This is a genomic window from Achromobacter sp. Root170 (assembly GCF_001428165.1).
In the GTDB taxonomy this organism is placed as follows: domain Bacteria; phylum Pseudomonadota; class Gammaproteobacteria; order Burkholderiales; family Burkholderiaceae_B; genus Achromobacter; species Achromobacter mucicolens.
On the sequence record NZ_LMHN01000015.1, the window covers coordinates 96,754 to 118,006 of the forward strand.

The following is a 21,253-nucleotide window of genomic DNA, read 5'->3' on the forward strand; positions in this document are numbered from 1 at the left end:
CGGAAGATCTTGACTGGCGAGCTTGCCCGCCGAGGCCGGATAACGCTCTGGGGGTGACGCTTGTTCGAGTCATCACTTTAGCCGCGATGCCGAGGTCAGGCTCAGTCGTGTAGGCCTACACACGCGATGTTGTCCGGACGCGCCGCTTGTCTGGCGATATCGAGGCGGCATGATGCTCTTGAACGCCGGCTCGGTTGACACCGCTTCTGTGCCTTTCGGCGGCGTCAAGCATTCAGGCTACGGTCGCGAGGGTGGGCTCGGCGCTATAGTAGCGTCGCGTCAACGTAAGACTCTCACTGCCATGGCCCGCCGCGATCTACTTCCGCCACTGAATCCCGCCCGAGCGTTCGAAGCCACTGGACGCCTGCTTAGCGTTTCCAAGGCAGCCGATGAATTGTGCGTGACGCCTGCGGCGGTCAGCAGGCAGGTGCGTGCGCTGGAAAGCTTTCTGGGCACGCCGCTGCTTTTACGCACACGCGGCCGCCTGGAGTTGACGCCGGCGGGCGCACGTTATCTGTCGGACTTGATTCCGTTGTTCGCAACCTTGCGCGAAGCCACGCAGGCGGTTTCCGGCAGCAACGTGGGCCGGGATACCTTGCGCATCAGGTCGCCCGCCACCTTTGCCGTACGATGGCTCATCCCGCGACTGGCGAGTTTTCATCAGAAGCATAAAGACATCGACGTTCAAGTCATGACCTCGTTCGCACCACTGGATTTCCAGCGCGAAGACATCGACGCAGGCATACAGCTGGGCGATGGCCGCTGGCCGGGGATGCGCACCCTGCAGCTTGTGCGCAACGAGTTGGTTGCTGTGGTGGCGCCCACGCTTCGGCTGTCGCAAAGGAAACAACTGGCGACGCAAACCTTGCTGCATTCGATGGCCCGGCCCGACGATTGGATGCTATGGCTGCGCGCCGCAGGTTTGCGCAACGTCAACCCCGCGCAAGGCATGAAGTACGAAACCTCCTTGCTTGCCTACCAGGCAGCCATCGAAGGTCATGGCGTTGCCATTGCCCAAAAGGCCCTGATCGAGAAAGAGCTGGCGGACGGAACCTTGGTGGCGCCGCTGGATCGCATGCTGGATCGTGAGGATTACACGTATTACTTCGCCTGGCCTACAGGCAAGCCTCAATCCAGGGCGTTGCGTCTATTCCGCGATTGGCTGGTCACCCTCGTCGCCCTCTGAGCCGCGCGCGCCTGCACTGACCTCTTTACAAAAAGTCAAAGCGTCCTGCCGATAAAGTCGTTTGCCGGCTCGATCGGCCCTGCCTATTCTGCCCGCATGACAAGTGATCACGACCACCTATCAGGCCGTGTCGCGCAGGAGCCAGGATATGTTCAAACGCAGCTTGCAAGGTGTGCGAGTCGTGGATTTCTCGCACGTACTCGCGGGGCCCGTCTGCACCATGATGCTCGCAGATATGGGTGCGGAAGTAATCAAAATCGAGCCGCCGGGCGGGGAACTCGGGCGGCAGATCGGCCCTCCCTGGATCGCGGGAGAAAGCGCCGTTTATTTGAGCGTGAATCGCAACAAGCGCGGCATGGCGCTGGATCTGAAGTCCGACGGCGGCCGAGAAGTCGCCCGTCGCTTGATCAACCGTGCGGACGTGGTGGTCGAAAACTACCGGCCGGGCGTCATGCAATCGTTTGGGCTGGACTACGACACGCTGGCCGACAGCAACCGCGGATTGGTGTACTGCTCGATCTCCGCGTATGGCCAAACCGGCCCGCTGCGAGGCCGGCCTGGTGTGGATGGCATCATCCAGGCCGCCAGCGGCTTGATGAGCACCTTGGGCATCGCGGGCGGAGAGCCGGTAAAAGTCGCAACGCCCGTCGCCGACATGGTCACTGCCTATATCGCGACGATTGCGATTCTGGCGGCGTGCAACGCGGCACAGCGCAGCGGCCAAGGCGAATACCTGGACATCAGCCTCTACAACGCTACGCTGATGCTGCAGCAGATCGGGTACGCATCGTTCTTCGCCTCGGGCGCTGTACCCGCCAAGGCTGGCAGCGCCGCTCCCTACGCCGCACCCAATGAGGCCTACCAGACCCTCGATGGATGGATCATGGTGGCCGCCTACCATCCCCAGCGCTGGCAGGCGCTGTGCGCCGCCTTGGGGGCGGCCGAGCTGGAACATGATCCGCGCTTTGCCAGTAATGAGTGCCGTGTCGCGCATCGCGAAGAACTGCGCCGGGTGCTGACGCCGTTGTTTCGGCAGCGAGCCACCGAAGCGTGGGTAAGTCGGCTGTCCGGACTGGACATCCTGTGTGCGCCGGTAGCGAACTACGACGATGTCGTCCGCTCGCAGGAATACGCCGCTAGCGGAATCGACAGTTGGGTTGACCATCCTGTTGCTGGAAAAGTGCGCATGCCGGGCTTTGCGCCTGGGCCTGCTCACGCGGCAAGCGCGCACGACCCCATCACCGCCGCGCCAACGCTGGGCCAGCACAGCCGCCAAATCCTGAATGAATGCGGCTATGACACAGCCGAGATAGACGCCATGTTCAGTAGCGGCGTGCTGGGTAAGCCCGAACGATTTTCTACATAAGCCAAGGAGACACCGATGAAAACCAATGAATCCAGCGTCTCGGGAAGTGCCTGCGTCCCGGGTGATGTGCTGATCCGGCAAGATGTCGCCGACGGCGTTCTCACATTGAGCCTTAATGACCCGGACTCAGGCAATGTCATGTCGGTGCGCATGGCTGAGGCCCTTGCCGAGGCACTGGAGCAGGCCAATACGCTGCCAGACGTTCACTGCGTATTGCTGCGCGCCAATGGCAAGTACTTCTGCACGGGCGGCAATGTGAAAGACATGGCTCGAGGATCCGACTTGATGCAGGGGTCGGTCACAGAGCTACGCGCCCGGCTGAAATCGACGCTGCATCGAATCACGCATGCAATGCAAGCACTGCAGGTGCCGTCCATTGCCGCGGTCAACGGCGCCGCGGTTGGAGCCGGCTGCGACCTGGCGCTCATGTGCGACCTGCGTGTGGCCAGCGAACGCGCGACGTTTGCCGAGAGCTTCCTGCGGCTCGGCCTGGTATCCGGCATCGGCGGCGCCTGGTTCTTGACGCGCATCGTGGGGAGGGCAAAGGCGTTGGAGCTAACGCTGACCAGCGAGTTCATCGATGCCCAGACCGCGCTGCAATTAGGCATGGTTTCCCGTGTCGTGGCGCCGGAAGCGCTAGACGAGACAAGCGCCGCCTTGGGCCGCCGCATCGCATCGAACCCACCCCAGGCCTTGCGCATGGCCAAGCGCCTGGTATTGGATGCCGCCGAATCCACGTTGCCGATGGCGCTGGAGGCTGCAGCCGCCCTGCAGGCGATTTTGCTCTGCGGCGATGAACACAAGACCGTCGTGCGCGAGTTTCTGGCAAAACGCGCCCGACGCGATCTCCAGCCGAAACCCGCTGGCGTGCGTTGACAGCGCAACCGCGGACGGTGGCATACGCAACGTGCGGGTCCTCGACGCCGGCACGGACAAATCACAGGAGACAAAAATCATGATCCGCATCACTGCTTTTATGATCCGCGTGGCGGCGTCGTTGTCGGCCGCCCTCGGTCTGGCCTGGGCCGTACCGGCGCAAGCGGCTGATTACCCTGCAAAACCCCTGACGTTTGTCGTTCCCTTCGGCGCGGGCAGCGCGACCGATTTGCTGGCACGCGCATTGTCAGCGTCGCTGACGCAACAAACGGGGCAGGCTGTCGTCGTGGAGAACCGACCCGGCGCGAGCGGCATGATCGCCGCGCAGCATGTTGCCCGAGCTACCCCCGACGGCTATACGGTGTTAATCACCAGCAATACGACGCAAGCCGCCAATCCGCACCTCTTCAAGAAGCTCCCCTATGACCCGGTGGGGGATTTCACGCCGCTGACAGGATTGGGACGGGGCGGCCAGATTCTGGTGGTGAAAGCCGATTCTCCGTATCGCACCGCCGATGAGTTGATTCGCGCGGCACGGCAAGCCCCGGGAAAATTGAGCTTCGGCAGCGGGAATTCGTCCAGCCGCATGGCAGGCGAAATGCTCAAGCAACTGACCGGCACCGATATCGTCTGGGTCGGCTACAACAGCAATCCCAATGCGCTCAACGATCTGCTGGGTGGTCACATCGACATGATGGTGATTGACACCGTGACGGGCTTGTCGCAGATCGAAGCGGGCAAACTGCGTCCGCTCGGCGCGTCAACCCTTGAACGCCTGCCTCAACTTCCAGAGTTGCCCACGCTGAACGAGGCCGGCATCAAAGGTTATGACATGGGCTATTGGTTCGCCGCCTACGTACCGACCGGCACACCCGCGCCGGTGGCAGCGACGCTTAGACAGCTACTGGTCAAGGCGGTCGGGAGCGACGGCGCGCAGACGTTCTTTCGGAACTCGGCAACCCAGGCGTGGACGACGACCCCCGACGGGTTGCGACAGTTTCAGGCTGCCGAGATTCAAAAATGGGGCAATGTCATCAAGGCGGCTGGAATCGAGCCGGAATGAGCTGCCACTCCAACCCAATTGCCCAGCCCCGCGCTTGCGGGGTGGGCGGGATGCTGCATTAGTCGATGCGGGCGCCGGAGATCTTGACCGCCTCGGCCCACTTCGCAATTTCCTTCTGCACGAAGGCCTGGAACTGTTCCGGCGTGCTAGGCGTGAACTCGCTACCGGCGGCGATCATCTTTTCCTTCGCCTTCGGGTCGGACATCGCTTCGCGTATGTCCGCCGAGATCTTCTCCACGAGCGGCTTGGGCGTGCCCTTGGGTGCAAAGAAGCCAGACCAGGGCGGCGCGGCATAGCCCGCAAAGCCCTGCTCAGCAACGGTTGGGTAGTCTGGGGCGCTTGCAAAACGCTCAGCCGTGGTCAGCGCCACGATCTTCAGCTTGCCGCTCTTCGCGTAGGCTTGCACGGCGGGCAGGCCGGTGATGCCTACCTGGATCTGACCGCCCAGCAGGTCGGTCACCATAGGCGCACTGCCGCGATAGGGAATGTGCGAGAGCTCGAACTTGCCCTGGCTCTTGATCAGCTCCATCCCCAGGTGCGAAGCGGTGCCGTTGCCGTCGGAGCCATAGGAATAGTGCGCATCGGGCTTTTTCAGCAGTGCGATGAGTTCTTGCAGGTTGTTGGCCGGCACGTCATTGTTGACGATGATGGCATTGGGATAGAGCGTGGCTTGCGTGATGGCTTCGAAATCCTTGATCGGGTCGTAGCGCATGTTCTTGTAGAGCGAGGTGTTGATGCCGTGTGACCCCGTAACGCCCAGCACAAGGGTGTAGCCATCGGGCGCTGCGCGCGCGACGTATTCCGAGCCAACGTTGCCGCCCGCGCCAGGCTTATTCTCGACGACGACGGATTGCCCCCATTTTTTGGACAGACCTTCGGCTACCAGGCGCGCGGTAAGATCAGTGGCGCCGCCGGCCGGGAACGGCACCACGATCGTGACCGGTCGCGTTGGAAAGTTGTCAGTACCCTGCGCAAAGGCAGGGGCGGCGACAAGCCCGACGGACCCGGCAAGCGTGACCAGCAGGCCCAGGGCTCTGCGGCGCGACATGCGCGTGTGCGTTGCGGAAGTAATCGAGTGCGTCATGATTCAAGCCCCTTGTTATGTGGTGTAAGCACTGCGTGAATAAGACGGTGACCGCGCTACTGCGCGGTGTAGCCGCCGTCGGCACGAATGTCCGTGCCGGTGATGAACGAGGCATCCTCGCTGATCAGAAAAACTGCGGTCCTTGCAATCTCTTCCGCGGTGCCAAGCCGCCCGACCGGATACTTGGTGGCTAACGCGGCGGTGGCAGCGTGTTCGCCCCCGTAGCGATCCACTAAACGGCTGGTCAATACCGCGCCGGGCGACAAGCTCAGCGCACGGACTCCGTCGGCGGCATGGTCCACGGCAATGGCGCGCGCCAGCGCGATCATGCCTGCCTTGCTCGCGCCATAGGCGCCGCGCCCTGGCGCGGCCACGCTTCCTAATTGCGAAGCAATGTTCAGCACGACGCCGCCGCCATTGCGCGCCATATGCGCAATCGCCCACTTGCTCATCAGCCATGCGCCGGTCAGGTTCACGTCCAGCGCGAGCCGCCATTGTTCAGGTGTCAGGTCAGCGACCTTCGCGCCTGGCGTGACCGTGGCGGCGTTGTTTACCAGCGTGTCGATGGCGCCCCAGTGCGTAGCGACGCGTTCCACGGCCGAACGCGAGGCGTTGGCGTCCGCGACGTCGCAGCGCAGGGCCAGGATTCGGGATGGCGCGACGGCCAACGTCCGGCAGCATTGCGCCAGCATGTCCTCATCCCGATCCAGCAAGGCCACGCGGGCGCCGGCATCCAGACAATGCTTGGCGATAGCTTGGCCTAGCCCGCCGGCGGCGCCGGTCACAATCACGATCTTTCCGTCCAGCACGAGTGCGTTCGCTGTTGTCATGCCGTCATTGCCCCCAACGAGGCGCCGCCGCAGACGTAGAGCGTCTGCCCTGTGATAGCTCCCGCCTCGTCGCTCAGAAAGAAGGCGATGGTCGCGGCAACTTCGCGCGCGTCAATCAGGCGGCCCAGCGGCAGGTCCACACTCGGCGCGGCCCCGCGCTTGGGATCATTCAGCATGGGGGTGTCCACCGCGCCGGGCGCGACGACATTGACCGTAATGCCGCGCCCGACGAGCTCCGCTGCCAGGCTTCGGGCCATGCCAATCTGTGCGGATTTGGTGGCGGCATACGCCAAGCGGTGCGCGCGACCCAGCACGGCGCGGCTGGACACCAGCACGACGCGGCCGCGGCGGTCTGGGAGTTGCGGCGCCAAGGCCTGGACCAGCGCCATCGGCGCTGCGCCATGCAGGCGCCAGAGCAGCGCTGCGTCCTCCGGTCGCGTGTCCAGCGCGCCGCCCGTGCGCACCAGGCCGGCGCAGTGCACCAGCGCAGTCGGGGCGCAATCGCCCAGACCCGCGCACAGGGCGTGCAGCGCGGCCGGGTCGGACAGGTCGCAAACGTGGTGGCAGTACTGGGCGTTGTCGTGGACGGCGGCGGGCGCAATGTCCACGCCGGTCACCCGCCAGCCCGCCGCCAGAAGCCGCTCGGTCAACGCAAGACCGATGCCGGATGCCGCGCCTGTCAGGACGCAATGCGCCGACGCGCTACGCTCGATCATGTCAGTGCCTGATTAGTTGTCCAGCGTCGTCAGGCGCTTTTCCATCGCGCGCATCTGCTCGTAGCCCATCAGTTGCATGATGTCTTCGATGCCGACCAGCAAATCGGGGCGATCCGCGGGTTCGCCCGTGGTGATCACACCTTGCATGACCTGCAGGGCCTGGCGCATGCCGTAGATGGCGGCAGCGGGCAACATGCGCGGAAGGCTGATGCGCTTGACGCCGATCTCCTTCAGGCGCGGCAGCGGAATCAGCGGCGTGGTGGGGCGGTTGCGGATGCCGAAGCCCATGTTGATGCTGACGGGGATGCCCGCGGCGTCGACAAGCCGCTTGATGTCGTCTTCGGTGCGGACCGCATCGGGGAACAACATGTCCGCGCCCGCCTGGGCGTAAGCGCGGGCACGCTTGACTGCGCCTTCAATGCCCTCGATGGCGAGCGAGTCCGTGCGGGCGATGATGACGAAATCGTCGTCACGTCGTGCGAGGCAGGCAGCCTCGATCTTCTTGACCATCTCGGCCTGGCTGACGACGTCTTTGCCGGGCATGTGACCGCAGCGCTTGGGGCTGACCTGGTCTTCAAGGTTGATGCCTGCAACGCCGGCTTCCTCGAACATCTGCACGGTGTGGTAGACATTGACGGGGTTGCCGTAGCCGGTATCCGCGTCGGCAGTAAGGGGGATGGAGACGGACCTTGCCAGGTGGCGGCAGTGGGTAACGTTTTCGGCCAGGCCCATTACGCCGATATCGGCGATGCCAAGCAGCGCATTCGACACGGCCGCGCCGCTGGTGCAGGCGGTCTTGAAGCCCGCAGCTTCAACCAGGCGAACGCTGTATCCATCGTAGACACCGGGGGACACGAGAAAAGGTTCGTTCTTCAGCAATTGCCGGAACTGGTGGCGCGGGTTGTTCATGTCGTGCTGCTCCAAAGGGCGTTATGCGGCCGAGACGGGATGTCCGGCGATGCCGGATGCCCCTTCTGCCAGGTGTTCAAAAAGGTGTTGTGCTGCGCGTTCGATGTGAGAGCGCATGAGCGACTCAGCCAGCTCAGGATCGCGCGCGCGGATGGCGCGCAAGATCTGCCAGTGTTCGGCGTAAGCGTCGTCCTTGCGTTCGAGCACGGTGCCCGAGTGCCGGCGATAGACGCGCAACAGGTGATAGAGGTCGCCGCACAGGGCATTGATGATGCGGTTGTTTCCGCTGGCCAGCACGATGCGCTCGTGAAAGTCGAAGACACGCGGAGCGGGCGCGCCGCCGCTGGCCGCGGCCAGGCGGCGCTGCCGGTCCTGTTCCAGTTCGGCGAGCAACTGCGCGATTTCCTCGTCGCTCATTCGGCGAGTGGCCAGGTTGCAGGCTACGCCTTCCAGCGCCATCCGCATTTGGAACAGTTCCAGCGCGGACTCCGCGGACAGGGTCACCACGCGCGCCTTGATGTAGGGCTCGCGCGTGACGAGTTGAATGCCTTGCAGGCGCCGCACCGCTTCACGAACCGGGCCGCGGCTGACGCCGAACTCCTGCGCCAGCGCCACCTCGTTGATGACGCTGCCCGGCGCAAGCCGGCCTTGGTAGATCGCTTCCAGCACTCGGTCAAACACCACGTCGGCCAACGGGCCGGAGGCGTCTTCCTTGGGAGTGATGGGGGCCGTGGAGATGGTCATAGTGTTAACAGCCTATCAAGGGAGTTATAAAAGTGTCAACTCTTTGGAATGAACGATCGGTTGATTAAATTCCGGGTTGGCGGGGTATTTCTACAGCGATCAGAGGATTTTACGCATATTTATCAGGGTCTTCCCTAGGTGGGAAACAACGGATCGGATGTTGGCACTTTCGATGGGGGGTGATCGTCGCACTATTAAGCTTGCTGACGCTTTGCGTATTCTCGGCGCTAGTGTTGACACTATTGTTTTCGAGGCCGTAAGATGGCTTCAATTGATATTCTCGCGATTACGATTGCCATGATCCAGTCTTTCTCCTGTAGCGGCAGGGTGCTGCGCTACGCGGATCTGTCCGTTGCCGCCCAATCGGAAGGGCGCGACATCCAGACGTATCCTTATGTCATCCGCGTGCTGCTGGAGAATCTTCTGCGGCACCGAGCCTGGGGCGCGGCCGTATCGGATGCGGAAATCCGCAGGCTGTGGAATTGGGGAACGCACCCTGGGGCGGATTTGCCGCTGCATGTGGCTCGCGTGATCCTGCCGGACTCCAGCGGGCTGCCGGTATTGCAAGACCTGGCGGCGCTGCGCGACGCGGTCGCCCAGGCTGGCGGAGATGCCTCGCAGGTCGACACGCGAATTCCGGTGGATCTGATCGTGGATCATTCGCTTCAGGTCGACTATTGGGGCGAGTCGGGGGCGATGCAACGCAATCTGCGCCGCGAATTCGAACGTAACGACGAACGCTACCGGTTCCTGAAGTGGGCGCAGCAGGCCTTCAAGGGACTGCGCGTCATCACGCCTGGCATCGGGATCATTCATCAGGTCAACCTCGAGTATTTGGCGCCGGTGGTCGCGCGTCAGTCACGACAGGACGGCGAATGGGTCTACCCGGATTTCGTGATCGGCGGCGATTCCCACACGCCCATGGTCAACGCGCTGGGCGTGTTGGGTTGGGGCGTGGGCGGCATCGACGCCGAGGCGGCCCTGTTGGGCCATGCCTACACCTTTCCCATTCCGGAGGTGGTTGGGGTGCGGCTGCACGGCGCCATTGAGGCGCCAGCCCTCACGACGGATGCCGCGCTGCTGGTGACACAGCGACTTCGCGCCGCAGGCGTGGTGGGCAGCATGGTCGAATTCTTCGGCCCCGCGGTGGCGGCGCTCAGTGTGCCCGAGCGAGCCACGATCGCCAACATGGCGCCCGAGTATGGCGCCACCTGTGGCTTCTTTCCGATCGACGCGCGCACGCTGGAATACGCGCGCATGACCGGGCGCAATGAAGAACAACTCGCGCTGATCGAAGCCTACGCGCGCGTCAACCTGTTGTGGGGTGACGCGTCGCAAGCGGCGCCCGCCTATAGCCGGGTGATCGACATCGACTTGTCGGCGGCCCGCCCAAGCCTGGCTGGTCCGCGCCGCCCGCAGGACCGCATGGATGTGTCGAATGTTGCCGCAGACTTCCTAAGCCGTCTGAGCGTGCCGCAGTCGGAAGGCGGGTTCGATGTGACCACGGACGCCGCGCGTCCGGCGAGCCGGGACGTCGTCGGCCATGGCTCGGTGGCGCTGGCGGCGATTACCTCTTGCACCAATACCTCCAACCCCAGCGTGATGCTGGCGGCCGGCCTGATCGCACAGAAGGCGCTGGCGCTTGGCCTGACGCCGCCCGCCTGGGTCAAGCGATCGCTGGCGCCCGGCTCGCGTGCAGTTACCCGCTACCTGGAAGCCGCAGGGTTGCTGACGGCGCTGCAAGCCCAAGGCTTTCATGTGATCGGCTACGGCTGCACGACTTGCGGCGGCAAGTCAGGCCCCCTGGTTTCCGCGGTGGCAGACGCTATTGTCGAACGCGGCCTGGTCGCCGCCGCCGTGCTGTCAGGAAATCGGAATTTCGAAGGTCGAATCCACAAGCTGCTTCGCGCCAACTACATCGGGTCGCCGGCGATGGTGGTGCTGTACGCGCTGGCGGGCCGCATCGACCTGGATTTCGAGCACGAGCCGCTGGGGCCGGGCGCGGACGGTGCACCGGTCTATCTGCGCGATGTCTGGCCCAGCCAGGAAGAGATCGCGGCCTTGATGCCATTTGCTTCGGCCCCTTCGCTGTTTGCCGAAGTCTATGATCCCGCCAGCCTGGACAGCGCGATCTGGCAAGACTTGTCCGCGCCGGCCGGCTTACGTTTTCCCTGGGACCCAGACTCGCAATACCTGGTCGAGCCTCCATTCTTCAAAACCGAACCGGGCCGCGACGCGCTGGACGACTTGGCGTGCGCCTTGGCGCGCGGACGGGTGCTGGCGGCGTTCGGCGATTCGTTGACCACCGACCATATTTCGCCCAGCGGTGAAATTCCCGCCGACACGCCCGCGGGCATGTACTTGATCGGCAAGGGCGTTGCGCCGCGCGATTTCAACACCTATGTGGCGCGCCGCTGCAATCATCACGTCATGACGCGGGGCACCTTCGCCAACATCCGCATCAAGAACGCGCTGACGCCGGGCGTGGAAGGCGGCGTCACCCGCCACTATCCCAGCGGCAAGCTCATGCCGATTGTCGATGCCGCGACGGCCTACCGCGATGCCGGCGAGGCCTGCGTCATCCTGGGCGGCAAAGACTACGGCATGGGAAGCAGCCGGGATTGGGCTGCGAAGGGCTCGGCGCTGTTGGGCGTGCGCGCGGTGATCGCGGAGTCGTTTGAACGCATCCATCGCGCCAATCTGGTGGGCATGGGGGTGCTGCCGCTGGCGTTCGCCCACGGCCAAGGCTGGCGTGCGTTGGGGCTGACCGGCGCGGAGACGCTGCGCTTGCAGAATGTGGCGGATGGCGTATTGAAGGGGGAACCCATCGACGTGATCGCCGAGGACGGGGATCGCCAGGTGCGCTTCCAGGCCTATGCCCAGGTGCTTACGCACGCCGAACGCAAACTCATCACGGAAGGCGGCATCCCCGCCAGCGTCCTCAACGCATTCTTGACCGACACGGTGGCCGCCGACACGGCCCATTGCTGACAACGCGCATCACTCAGGAAACTCGACATCATGCTGGACCTCTTACTGACCAATGCAAGGCTGCTGCTCCCGCAGCAAGGCCTGACCGAGGGCGTGCTGGGCGTCATTGACGGCCGCATCGCCATAATCGCCGAACCAGGCGCGCCGCTCGAGGCCCGTGAAACGATCGATTGCCAGGGACTGTGGGTGCTGCCAGGCCTGATCGATCCTCACGTTCACTTCGGCTTCGGGTCTCCGGAGACCGACTTCGAGACCGAGTCGCGCTTCGCCGCGCTTGGCGGCACCACGACAGTGCTGTCGTTCCATCGTTCCGCCGACATCCGTGAATCTTTTGAAAAGGTGCGCGACCGCGCGCTGTCGCAAAGCTGTGTCGACTTCGGCTTCCATTTCGGCATCACCAGCAATCTGCATGTGGATACGCTCGAGGAAACCTCTCGCCGATTCGGCGTGTCATCCTACAAGCTCTACATGATGTACAAAGGGGCGGCCGGACTGTCCAAGGGATTTACCGACATCGACGACGGCCTGCTGTATTCGGCCTTGCGCGCCACGGCCGCCATCCCCGGCGCAATCATGGGCGTGCACTGCGAAAACGTCGAGGTCATCCCTGTCCTGAGAGACCCCCTGCGCGCGGCAGGCCGTGACGACTTGAAGGCCTGGAACGAGCAGAGCCCGGACTTCCTGGAAGCCGAGAACGTACATCGCGTGTGCTATTTCGCGGCGAAGACGGGCGCTGCGGTCAATATTGTGCACCTGAGCAGCCGCGAAGCGCTGGACGAGGCGCGGCGCCATCGCCGCACGCCTGGCGCACCGCCCATTTACGTCGAGACCTGCCCGCACTACCTCTTCCTGAACGATGAATCGCCCGCCGGGACTTATGCGAAGGTCAACCCGCCGGTGCGAGGCCAAAGCGATGTGGAAGCCATGTGGGAAGGCGTGCTGGACGGCTCCATCACCACGATAGGCACCGACCACGTGCCCCGCAAGCGGGCCACCAAGGACACCGACATCTGGGCGGCCAGCAATGGGTTCCCGGGCACCGGCCTGATGTTGCCGATCTTGCTGCACGAAGGCTATCACCGCCGTGGCGTCCCGCTGGAAACGCTGATGAAGGTCAGTGCCGAGAGCGCGGCACGCATCTATCGCATGCCGGGCAAGGGCAGCATCGAGATCGGCAAGGACGCGGACCTGGTGATCGTCGACCCCGACCTGCAACGCACGGTCGATGCGGCCACCCTGGAATCGAACTCCGACTATTCGCCTTACGAGGGCATGACCCTGAAAGGCTGGCCCATACGCACGCTGGTGCGCGGGCGCACCGTGGCGCAGGACGGCCGCATCACGGACGCGGCCCGCGCCAATCCTGGCGGCCGCTATCTCAAGCGTCTTTGAACTGAATCCATCTCCCTTCTGACGGAAATCATTATGAGCGACACCAAGCGAATCTGGGACGACTTCCTTACCGAACGCGACAAGCAAGTGCTGGCTCAGGCCGGCTACGGCAAGCGTGGCGGCTTCGGCAAGCGCCCCGCGCTGTTCATCATCGACGTGCAATACAACTTTTGCGGCGACACGCCTCAAGACATCCTGGAAGGCCTGAAGCAATATCGCACCCATTGCGGCCGCGAGGCCTGGGACGCGGTCGCGCATATTGTCCCGTTGCTGGAACTGGCGCGCGACAAGAATATCCCCGTCTTCTATACCGAAAGCGGCCGGCGCGCCGACCTGTTGGATAGTGGCGTGCAGGTAGGCAAGAACCACCGCGGCGGTGAAAAGACCGTGCTGGCAAACACCCATGCGACGCAAACCGTGGAGCCGCTGGCGCCGCGTCCGCAAGACATTCGCATCACCAAGCAGAAGCCATCCTGCTTCTTCGGCACGATCTTCATGAGCCACCTGAATTTTCTTGACGTGGACACGCTGATCCTGGTGGGATGCACGTCGTCAGGATGCCTGCGCGCCACCACGGTTGACGCCTACTCCTACAATTTCAAGGTAATCATTCCCGAAGAGGCGGCGTTCGACCGCTTCCAGGCCAGCCACGCCATGAGCTTGTTCGATCTGAATTGCAAGTATGCGGACGTGATTCCCTCTCGCGAGGTGCAGGACTATCTGCGCGGCCTGCCCGCGCCCGCCGACGCGGCCCGTGAATGATCCGGAGAAGGATGCCGACGCCATGGCCAGCAATGCCGGACCGATTCCCGTCTACCTATTGACCGGCTTCCTGGGAAGCGGCAAGACCACACTGTTGTCGCGTCTGGTGCGCAGCCCGCGCTTTGCCGATACGGCGGTGGTCATCAACGAGTTCGGCGAGATCGGCCTGGATCATATGCTGGTCGGCAAGGCGGATGACACCGATGTCGTGCTGCTGGATTCCGGCTGCCTCTGCTGCGCGGCGACAAGCTCGCTGCAAGACACGCTTGAGTCGCTGTACTACCGTCGCCAGCGCGGTGAAATTCCGCAATTTGAGCGGGTGGTGGTAGAGACCTCAGGGCTGGCCGACCCGTGTCCGGTCATCAACACGCTATCTGCCGACCCCCTGATCGCCCGCCATTACCGGTTCGGCGGCGTTGTGGCGACGGCGGATGCGCTGCACGGGATGGCGACGCTGGACGCCTATCGCGAAGCCAGCACCCAGGTCGCCATCGCCGACCGCATTGCGCTGACCAAGGTGGATCTGGCCGGGGATGGCGCGATTCAGGCGGTAAAGGCAGCGCTAAGGGGATACAACGCCAATGCGCCAATCCGCGCTGTGTCGCCTGGCACGGTGGACGAGGACGCGCCCGCGCTGTTTGACGGCCTGCGTCCAGAACATCTGGACGCGGCTGTGTTAAAGGAGGCAGCGCCAGCCGCCTTCAAGCCGGTGGCACATGTGTTGCGCTACGGCATTGTGTCCTATGCATTCCGGCAGCATACGCCCGTAACCTGGGAAGCCTATGCGAACTGGACCCGGCACATGCAACGCCATGTCGGAGAGCGCCTGTTAAGGGCCAAGGGCGTGCTGCGTTGGGACGACGGCAGTCTGCGCGCCGCGCATGGCGTGCGGCTCGTATTCGCCACGCCCGAGCCGATTGCCGAGCCGGAAGGCGCTGCACGGGCGACGGGCGCCATGGTCGTGATCGTGCAAGACCTTTCCGCAGATGAAGTTGAGCAAGCAATGCAGCCGCTAGGCATGTGAGGTCCGGGAAGCGCTTCCCCGGATGCGTGTCTGATACCAGGCACGGGTTCGGCTGGCAGCAGCGCCAGGCAAGCAGGGCATTTCGGCCCTGGCTGAATGACAATCCCGCCTCAAAGCGGCGTCAACAGCGGCTCGCCCGCATACACCCGGCGCGTATTTTCCAGGAATTTATCCACCATCAATTGCATGGCCTCAGGCGACCAGCCGGCAATGTGAGGGGTGAGCACCAAGTTGGTCAAGTCGGCCAAAGCCGCAGGCAACTCGGGTTCGCCCTCATAAACGTCCAGTGCCGCGCCGGCGATGGTCCGCTGGCGCAGGGCGCGTTCCAAGGCAACGGTGTCCACGACACTGCCGCGCGCGATGTTGATCAGGTAGCCGTTGGGGCCGAGCTGGTCCAGGATGGCGCCATCGATCAGATGGTGGGTTGAATCGCCACCTGGGATGGCGACGAGCAGCACGTCGGACCACCCGGCCAGTTCGCCTACGGAAGGAAAGTAGCGGTGCGGCGACCCCGGGCGCGGGCGGCGGTTGTGGTAACCGATCTGCATCTCGAACGCCTGCGCGCGCAGCGCCACTTTTTCGCCGATACCGCCCAGGCCGATGATGCCCAGCTTTTTTCCAGAGACGTTGGGCGGCAGGGGCAGCTGCGTGCGCCAGACGCCTTGCCGCGTGAGCTGGTCCAGGCGGGGAATGCCGCGGATGACGGCGATCATCAGGCCCATGGCGTGGTCGGCGACGCAGCTGTCGTTGGTGCCCGCGCCGTTGGCGACCTTGACGCCGCGCCGCCTGGCGTAATCCAGGTCGATCTTTTCGTAGCCGGCTCCCATCGAGTAGATCAGCTTCAGGTTGGGCAGCGCGTCGATCTGGCCTGCAGTCAGGCCAATCGCGCCGATGGTCATGACCACTTCGACGCGCGGCGCGTGCTCGGCGACGGCTTGCGCATACCGCTCCGGCGTCGGGGCGAAGACGACTTCGAAGTGACGGGCGATCTGGTCCCGGTCGGCCTGCGTGACCGGGTTCATGATGATGAGCAGAGGCTTCGGGGTGGGGAATGACATGCGGATAAAGGGAGGCAGTTAAATCTGGGTGTGGCGGGCGACCAAGCCAACGCGCACGTTGCAGAGGTGCGCCTGCATCGCGGCGCGCGCGGCGTCGGGGTTGCGATCCAGGATGGCCTGCAGGACGGCCATGTGCTCGTCGCAGCCCGGAATCAGCCGTTCGGGCGCGCCGTTCTGGTCGAAGCAGCGGGCCTTGATGCGCAGGTCGTGGATGGTCTGTGCCATCAGCCGGTTGCCGCTGGCCTGCGCGATGCTGTCGTGCAGCAGGTTGTCGACCCGATGGTTCTCCTCGTGGGTGGTTTCGTTGCGGCGCCGGATCTCGCTGACTTGCTCCAGGAGGGCTGCGGCCTCCTCCGGCGCCATGCGGGTGGCGGCGGCCGCGGCGGCGTCGCCTTCCAGCAGCACGCGCATCTGGAAGATCTCCAGGTATTGCCGCAACGAAGGTTCGGGCACGATGAGCTGCCCGCGCGCCGTGCGCATGGCGAATCCGGCACCGATCAGGCGGCTCATCGCCTCGCGCAGCGGGGTGCGCGACACGCCCAGCGCGCTGGCCAGGTTGCGTTCCTGCAGCGGTTGGTTGATGGGCAACTGGCCCAGCTGGATCATGTCCAGCATGGTCGAGTAGGCCTCGTCGACCAGGTCGCGCGCGTCGTCGGCGACCGGGGCGGCGGCCGTGGCGTTGAGCAAGGGGCTTTCCATGGCATGAATGATGGACATAGGAATCATGGAAACAGTAAGGGGAAGATGGGAAAGTTCGGGTCTGCGCGCAGGTCGTCTTCGCGGGCGTGGACCCATTCCGTGTAATCGCGCCAGCGCTGCACGGCCTGCGCCAGGTCCAGGGCTTCGAACCGTAGCGGCTGGCCCGGGCGGATCTGGGCAAGACGAGGCAGGTCGGCCGAGATGACGGTGGCGATCTTGGGGTAGCCGCCGGTGGTCTGGCGGTCGTTCATGGCAATGAGGGGTTGTCCCGCGCCCGGGATCTGGATGCTGCCCGCGGCGATGGGATCGGTGATGATGTCGGCGCCCCGGGCGTGCGCAATGGCCGGCCCATCCAGACGCAGGCCCATGCGGTCGGACTGCGGCGCCAGGCGATACGTGGCGCCGAGAAAGCGGTCGATCTCGGCGGGCGCGAAGTGATCCTGCTGGGGACCGAGGACGACACCGATGGGCGCATCCCGATAGAACCAGCCGGTGTCGCGGGCGGCCAGCCAGCGGCGCGGCGAACGGCGCCGGGCGTCGCCGGTGGCAAGCACGTAGCCGCGCGCCAGCGCACGGCCGTCCAGGCCGCCCAGCCCGGCACGCGTCAGGGTGGACGCGCTGCCCAGCACGGGCGTCACGGCGATGCCGCCACCGACGGCCAGATATCCGCGTACGCCGCGCTCCAGCGGCCCGATCGTCAAGGTGGCGCCCGCCGGTACACGGTGGGATTGCCACGGACTCAGTGACCGGGCGGGCGAGGCGGCCGTGGCGCTGGCGTGCAGCAAGGCGTCGCCGGCGAAGGCGACGGTGCAATCCGCATCCAGCACCTGCAACGCGCCGCCCAGCAGGGTGAATTCCAGTGCGGCCAGGCCGGGTGCGTTGCCGACCAGTCCATTGGCGATGCGCAGCGCGCCGGGATCCATGGCGCCCGACGGCGGCACGCCCATGTGTTCATAGCCCGGGCGGCCCAGGTCCTGCACCGTGGTCAGCAAGCCGGCCTTTTCGACGCGAAGGCGCGCGCTCATGGGCCGTCTCCTGGCAGCGGTCGCGGCCGGCGGGCGGGGTCGTCCTGCAAGGCGGCAAGGCGTTCGAACTCGTCTTCATCGATGGGGGTGAACACGATCTCGTCGCCGGCCTCGAACAGAAATGGATTCTCGTGGCGCAGATCGAAGCTGCGCCACGGCGTGCGGCCGATCAGGTGCCAGCCGCTGGGTCCGGACACCGAGGCGATGGCCGTCTGCTGGCCGCCGATGTTGATGCTGCCGGCGGGCGTGTGCGCGCGTGGCATGGCGCGGCGGGGTGTGTGCAGCGCAGGATCCAGGCCGCCCAGATACGCGAAGCCCGGCAGGAATCCCACCATGTAGATCCGGTAGACGGGCGCGGTGTGCCGGGCGATGACCCGCGCGGGATCAAGCCGATGCTGATCCGCCAGCGCCTGCAGATCCATGCCGTGGGCGCCGCCATAGCAGACCGGGACTTCCCAGCGGCGCGGTGCGGGGACAGGCGCGAAGGGGCTGGCTTGCAGGCTGCGGCCGATCAGCTCGCCAATGGCGTCGTGCCCGATCAGTAGCGGATCGAAGTTCACCGCGAGCGAACGGTATGCCGGCACCACGCTCAGGAGTCCGCGGACCTTGCGCAGGCTGCCCCGCAACGCCTTTGACAGCGCGAGCACGCGCGCATTGGTCTCGGCGTCGATGCGGTCGGGAAACTCGACCAGCAGCGTGCGATCGCCCGCCGCCACGATGCGCGGCGCGGCAGTCCCGCAAGAAGTTGGCGCGTCGGTCGTCATGCTGCGTTGGCGAATTCCATGGCGTCGTCCGGATGAAAGCCCCACGTGACCGCCTGTCCGGGCGTGCGCTGGGCTGAGTCAACATCCAGCGGCGCGTAGGCCAGGATCACCTTGTCGAAGGCTTCGATGAAGACTTTCCAGTGCACGCCGCAGAACGTCGACGCCACGATCTTGCCCGGGTGGCGCTGATCGGCGCCGGCCAGGCGGCTGCCCAGGCGCAGGTGCTCGGGGCGCACGCCCAGCACGCCGTCGTTGGCGGGCAGGAAATTGCATTCGCCCAGGAAGCCGGCGACAAAAGCGCTGGCGGGCTTGCGGTACAGGCTTTCCGGCGAGCCGGCCTCGACGATGCGGCCCTGTTCCAGGATGACGATGCGGTCCGACAGGTTCATGGCCTCTTCCTGGTCATGCGTGACGAAGACCACGGTCAGCCCCAGTTCCTGGTGCAGCCGGCGCAGCTGCAGCTGAATGGATTGCCGCAGATTCTTGTCCAGCGCGCCCAGCGGCTCGTCCATCAGCAGGATGTCGGGCGTGAACACCAGGGCGCGCGCCAGCGCGACGCGCTGCTGCTGGCCGCCGGACAGCGCGCCGGGCTTGCGGTCCTTCAGCGGCGCCAGGCTCACCAGGTCCAGCGCGTCAAATACGCGGCGGCGGATGTCCTCTTCGTTCAGGCGCCGCATGCGCAGCGCGAACGCGACGTTCTCGAACACGCTCATGTGCGGAAACAGGGCGTAGTTCTGGAACACCATGCCGATGTTGCGGTCCGCGATCGGCGTATGCGTGACGTCGCGCCCGCCGATCTTCACCACGCCGGCGTCCGGCGATTCGAAGCCGGCGATGATCTTGAGCAGCGTGGTCTTGCCGGAGCCGGACGCGCCCAGCAGCGTGCAGAACTCGCCGCGCGCCACGGTCAGGTCGACGTCGGGCAGCGCAATCGAATCGCCGTAGCGCTTGTGGATGCCGGCAAGCGTCAGCTCCTTGCCCTGGCGTTCCGGCGGGCGTTGCGGGAGGATGTCGTTGGCGATATGCATGTCAGTGTTCCTTCTTCCTGCTGATCAGCAGGTTTGCAAGCAGGATCAGCGCCGTCGCCCCGACCAGCAGGCAGGAGGCGGAGATCACGGTGGGATCGAAGTCGTTGGCCAGGCCCTCGAACATCAGCTTGGGCAAGGTGCGGTTGCGGATGGTGGTCAGGAACAGCGCCATGACCACGTCGTCGAACGAGCTGACGAAGGCAAAGACGGCGCCGCCGATCAGGCTGGGGATCAGGGCCGGTAGCATGACCAGCCGGAACATCGTCGGCCAGGAAGCGCCCATGCTCAGCGCGGCCAATTCCAGGCTGGGGTCCAGGCTGCGCAGCGCCGCCCGCATGGTGATGTAGACGTAGGGCGCGGCAAGCACGGTGTGGCCCAGAATGACCGCCATGGAATTGGCGACCCAGCCGATGGGCGCGAACAGGTAGTACAGCGCGACCGCCGTGACGATGGCCGGCACCGACATCGGGACGATGAAGAAGGCATCCAGCCAGCCTTGGTGGCGCTTTGCCAGCCGGCTGACGCCCAGCGCGGCGGCGGTGCCCAGGACCGTGGCCAGCAGCGTCACCACGACGGCGATCCGCGTACTGGAGGCCAGCGCGGCCAGCCATTTGCCGTCGGTGAAGAAGTTCTCGTACCAGCGCAGCCCGTAGCTGGGCGGCGGGAAGATGGGGAAGTCGGTGGTGCCGAAGCTCATCGGAATGACGACGACGATGGGCAGCAGCAGGAACACCGCGCACGCCACGCCCAGGAGGGCCGACATCCGGCCGCCCGGCGTGCGGCGATACCCGCTGGTGTTGCTGCCTTTGCCGGAACTGGCGCTGATCAGGCTGTTCAGGCCGAACAGCCGGTTGAACAGCCACAGCGACAGCAGCACGGTGGCCAGCAGCACGCCTGCCAGCGCCGAGGCCAATCCCCAGTTCAGCTCTTCGGTGATGTTGTGCGAAATGAGTTCGGCGGCCATGCGCTGGGCGGGACCGCCCATCAGCGACGGGGTGATGTAGTAGCCCACCGCGTTCATGAAGACAATGATGCCGCCGGCGACCGCGCCCGGACTGGTGAGCGGCAGGATGACCCGGCTGAAAATGCCCGCAGATCCCGCGCCCAGGCCTTGCGCGGCCTGCACCAGGCTGCCGTCCAGGGACCGGAACGACGCATACAGCGGCAGCACCACGAAGGGCATCAGCACGTGCGTCATGCCCACCATCACGCCGGTAAAGTTGTAGAGAAACGCCATGGGCTGGTCGAGGATGCCCACGGTCGTCAGCAAGGTGTTCAACGGCCCGTTCTTGCCCAGCAGCGCGATCCAGGCCGATGTGCGGACCAGCGCGCTGGACCAGAAGGGAAGGAGCACCGCGAAGAACACCACGCGCGCCACGGTCGGCGATACGGTCGCCATCAGGTAGGCGAGCGGATAGCTCAACACCACGCAGGCCACCGTGACGGCTGCGGCAATGGTGAACGTGTTGACCAGCACGATCCGGTAGATTGGCGTGTCCAGCAGGTGGCGGTAATGGTCCAGCGTCAGGCTGCCGTCCTCGCCCTTGAAGCCGTTGCCCAGCAAACCCGCAATCGGGCCGGCGAAAAACAGCAGGAGAAACAGCAGCAGCGGCAATGCAGCAAGGGCCGCGACGCGGCCGCGCCGGGAAGCGGCGGCCGGGCGCACGCTGGCGACGGGCAGGGGAAGGGCGTCGGTGCTCGTGGTCATGGCATTGGGGCGCCGGCGCACGCGCCGG

19 protein-coding genes are annotated in these 21,253 nt (G+C 64.9%); 8 read left to right on the forward strand and 11 right to left on the reverse strand.

The window, feature by feature from the left end:
* Nucleotides 1-301: 301 nt before the first annotated feature.
* The 4 genes from ASD87_RS14860 to ASD87_RS14875 all read left to right on the forward strand — a co-directional run bounded on the left by ASD87_RS14860 (nt 302) and on the right by ASD87_RS14875 (nt 4,491).
* Entirely contained in the window at nt 302-1,186 is an 885-nt protein-coding gene (locus ASD87_RS14860; RefSeq protein ID WP_056322962.1) for a LysR substrate-binding domain-containing protein, read from the forward strand.
* Nucleotides 1,187-1,334: 148 nt separating this feature from the next.
* The gene (locus ASD87_RS14865) at nt 1,335-2,552 is read left to right on the forward strand and encodes a CaiB/BaiF CoA-transferase family protein (RefSeq protein ID WP_056322965.1); all 1,218 of its coding nucleotides are present in this window, start codon (nt 1,335-1,337) and stop codon (nt 2,550-2,552) included.
* Between the two features lie 15 nt (nt 2,553-2,567).
* The gene (locus ASD87_RS14870) at nt 2,568-3,428 is read left to right on the forward strand and encodes an enoyl-CoA hydratase-related protein (protein WP_056322967.1); all 861 of its coding nucleotides are present in this window, start codon (nt 2,568-2,570) and stop codon (nt 3,426-3,428) included.
* 79 nt (nt 3,429-3,507) lie between these two features.
* Complete coding sequence (locus ASD87_RS14875; protein ID WP_056322970.1) at nt 3,508-4,491, forward strand: tripartite tricarboxylate transporter substrate binding protein; 984 nt, start codon at nt 3,508-3,510, stop codon at nt 4,489-4,491.
* 58 nt (nt 4,492-4,549) lie between these two features.
* Here ASD87_RS14875 and ASD87_RS14880 read toward each other — a convergent pair whose 3' ends face one another.
* From ASD87_RS14880 to ASD87_RS14900, 5 genes are read right to left on the reverse strand one after another with little or no spacing between them, the layout of a single operon-like run.
* Nucleotides 4,550-5,575: a tripartite tricarboxylate transporter substrate binding protein gene (locus ASD87_RS14880; protein ID WP_056322972.1), complete on the reverse strand. Its 1,026-nt coding sequence runs from the start codon at nt 5,573-5,575 to the stop codon at nt 4,550-4,552.
* A 56-nt stretch (nt 5,576-5,631) separates the two neighbouring features.
* On the reverse strand, nt 5,632-6,405 hold the full coding sequence (locus ASD87_RS14885; RefSeq protein ID WP_082586293.1) for an SDR family NAD(P)-dependent oxidoreductase: 774 nt from the start codon (nt 6,403-6,405) through the stop codon (nt 5,632-5,634).
* Nucleotides 6,402-7,121, reverse strand: a complete 720-nt coding sequence (locus tag ASD87_RS14890; RefSeq protein ID WP_056322975.1) for an SDR family NAD(P)-dependent oxidoreductase — start codon at nt 7,119-7,121, stop codon at nt 6,402-6,404. The genes ASD87_RS14885 and ASD87_RS14890 overlap by 4 nt, the downstream gene beginning before the upstream one ends.
* 12 nt (nt 7,122-7,133) lie before the next feature.
* Nucleotides 7,134-8,030, reverse strand: a complete 897-nt coding sequence (locus ASD87_RS14895; RefSeq protein ID WP_056322978.1) for an oxaloacetate decarboxylase — start codon at nt 8,028-8,030, stop codon at nt 7,134-7,136.
* 21 nt (nt 8,031-8,051) lie between these two features.
* Entirely contained in the window at nt 8,052-8,774 is a 723-nt protein-coding gene (locus ASD87_RS14900) for a GntR family transcriptional regulator (RefSeq protein ID WP_056322981.1), read from the reverse strand.
* Between the two features lie 297 nt (nt 8,775-9,071).
* On the opposite strand from ASD87_RS14900, the gene acnA reads away from it, so the two are divergent.
* The 4 genes from acnA to ASD87_RS14920 are packed head-to-tail and all read left to right on the forward strand — an operon-like array spanning nt 9,072 to nt 14,943.
* Entirely contained in the window at nt 9,072-11,765 is a 2,694-nt protein-coding gene (gene acnA, locus ASD87_RS14905) for an aconitate hydratase AcnA (RefSeq protein WP_056322983.1), read from the forward strand.
* 30 nt (nt 11,766-11,795) lie between these two features.
* Nucleotides 11,796-13,157 carry a dihydroorotase family protein gene (locus ASD87_RS14910; RefSeq protein WP_056322986.1) on the forward strand — a complete coding sequence of 454 codons (1,362 nt, stop codon included), beginning with the start codon at nt 11,796-11,798 and terminating at the stop codon, nt 13,155-13,157.
* Nucleotides 13,158-13,190: 33 nt separating this feature from the next.
* Nucleotides 13,191-13,919, forward strand: coding sequence for an isochorismatase family protein (locus ASD87_RS14915; protein ID WP_056322987.1), 729 nt, complete (start codon nt 13,191-13,193; stop codon nt 13,917-13,919).
* Nucleotides 13,920-13,941: 22 nt separating this feature from the next.
* Entirely contained in the window at nt 13,942-14,943 is a 1,002-nt protein-coding gene (locus ASD87_RS14920) for a GTP-binding protein (protein WP_056322990.1), read from the forward strand.
* A gap of 110 nt (nt 14,944-15,053) precedes the next feature.
* Here ASD87_RS14920 and ASD87_RS14925 read toward each other — a convergent pair whose 3' ends face one another.
* From ASD87_RS14925 to ASD87_RS14950, 6 genes are read right to left on the reverse strand one after another with little or no spacing between them, the layout of a single operon-like run.
* Nucleotides 15,054-16,001 (reverse strand): 2-hydroxyacid dehydrogenase, encoded by a 948-nt coding sequence (locus ASD87_RS14925; protein WP_056322994.1) that lies wholly within the window; start codon nt 15,999-16,001, stop codon nt 15,054-15,056.
* A gap of 18 nt (nt 16,002-16,019) precedes the next feature.
* Nucleotides 16,020-16,718 (reverse strand): GntR family transcriptional regulator, encoded by a 699-nt coding sequence (locus tag ASD87_RS14930; RefSeq protein ID WP_235512710.1) that lies wholly within the window; start codon nt 16,716-16,718, stop codon nt 16,020-16,022.
* A gap of 5 nt (nt 16,719-16,723) precedes the next feature.
* Nucleotides 16,724-17,725, reverse strand: coding sequence for a biotin-dependent carboxyltransferase family protein (locus ASD87_RS14935; RefSeq protein WP_056322999.1), 1,002 nt, complete (start codon nt 17,723-17,725; stop codon nt 16,724-16,726).
* On the reverse strand, nt 17,722-18,489 hold the full coding sequence (pxpB, locus tag ASD87_RS14940) for a 5-oxoprolinase subunit PxpB (RefSeq protein ID WP_056323002.1): 768 nt from the start codon (nt 18,487-18,489) through the stop codon (nt 17,722-17,724). Before pxpB ends, ASD87_RS14935 begins: the two co-directional genes overlap by 4 nt.
* Nucleotides 18,486-19,517 carry an ABC transporter ATP-binding protein gene (locus ASD87_RS14945; RefSeq protein ID WP_056323004.1) on the reverse strand — a complete coding sequence of 344 codons (1,032 nt, stop codon included), beginning with the start codon at nt 19,515-19,517 and terminating at the stop codon, nt 18,486-18,488. The genes pxpB and ASD87_RS14945 overlap by 4 nt, the downstream gene beginning before the upstream one ends.
* 1 nt (nt 19,518) lies before the next feature.
* Nucleotides 19,519-21,225, reverse strand: coding sequence for an ABC transporter permease subunit (locus ASD87_RS14950; RefSeq protein WP_056323007.1), 1,707 nt, complete (start codon nt 21,223-21,225; stop codon nt 19,519-19,521).
* Nucleotides 21,226-21,253 lie beyond the last annotated feature (28 nt).

Coding starts and splice junctions, on each gene's coding strand:
- ASD87_RS14860 (WP_056322962.1), top strand. CDS start 302: ATGGCCCGCCGCGATCTACTTCCGCCACTGAATCCCGCCCGAGCGTTC.
- ASD87_RS14865 (WP_056322965.1), top strand. CDS start 1,335: ATGTTCAAACGCAGCTTGCAAGGTGTGCGAGTCGTGGATTTCTCGCAC.
- ASD87_RS14870 (WP_056322967.1), top strand. CDS start 2,568: ATGAAAACCAATGAATCCAGCGTCTCGGGAAGTGCCTGCGTCCCGGGT.
- ASD87_RS14875 (WP_056322970.1), top strand. CDS start 3,508: ATGATCCGCATCACTGCTTTTATGATCCGCGTGGCGGCGTCGTTGTCG.
- ASD87_RS14880 (WP_056322972.1), bottom strand. CDS start 5,575: ATGACGCACTCGATTACTTCCGCAACGCACACGCGCATGTCGCGCCGC.
- ASD87_RS14885 (WP_082586293.1), bottom strand. CDS start 6,405: ATGACAACAGCGAACGCACTCGTGCTGGACGGAAAGATCGTGATTGTG.
- ASD87_RS14890 (WP_056322975.1), bottom strand. CDS start 7,121: ATGATCGAGCGTAGCGCGTCGGCGCATTGCGTCCTGACAGGCGCGGCA.
- ASD87_RS14895 (WP_056322978.1), bottom strand. CDS start 8,030: ATGAACAACCCGCGCCACCAGTTCCGGCAATTGCTGAAGAACGAACCT.
- ASD87_RS14900 (WP_056322981.1), bottom strand. CDS start 8,774: ATGACCATCTCCACGGCCCCCATCACTCCCAAGGAAGACGCCTCCGGC.
- acnA (WP_056322983.1), top strand. CDS start 9,072: ATGATCCAGTCTTTCTCCTGTAGCGGCAGGGTGCTGCGCTACGCGGAT.
- ASD87_RS14910 (WP_056322986.1), top strand. CDS start 11,796: ATGCTGGACCTCTTACTGACCAATGCAAGGCTGCTGCTCCCGCAGCAA.
- ASD87_RS14915 (WP_056322987.1), top strand. CDS start 13,191: ATGAGCGACACCAAGCGAATCTGGGACGACTTCCTTACCGAACGCGAC.
- ASD87_RS14920 (WP_056322990.1), top strand. CDS start 13,942: ATGGCCAGCAATGCCGGACCGATTCCCGTCTACCTATTGACCGGCTTC.
- ASD87_RS14925 (WP_056322994.1), bottom strand. CDS start 16,001: ATGTCATTCCCCACCCCGAAGCCTCTGCTCATCATCATGAACCCGGTC.
- ASD87_RS14930 (WP_235512710.1), bottom strand. CDS start 16,718: ATGTCCATCATTCATGCCATGGAAAGCCCCTTGCTCAACGCCACGGCC.
- ASD87_RS14935 (WP_056322999.1), bottom strand. CDS start 17,725: ATGAGCGCGCGCCTTCGCGTCGAAAAGGCCGGCTTGCTGACCACGGTG.
- pxpB (WP_056323002.1), bottom strand. CDS start 18,489: ATGACGACCGACGCGCCAACTTCTTGCGGGACTGCCGCGCCGCGCATC.
- ASD87_RS14945 (WP_056323004.1), bottom strand. CDS start 19,517: ATGCATATCGCCAACGACATCCTCCCGCAACGCCCGCCGGAACGCCAG.
- ASD87_RS14950 (WP_056323007.1), bottom strand. CDS start 21,225: ATGACCACGAGCACCGACGCCCTTCCCCTGCCCGTCGCCAGCGTGCGC.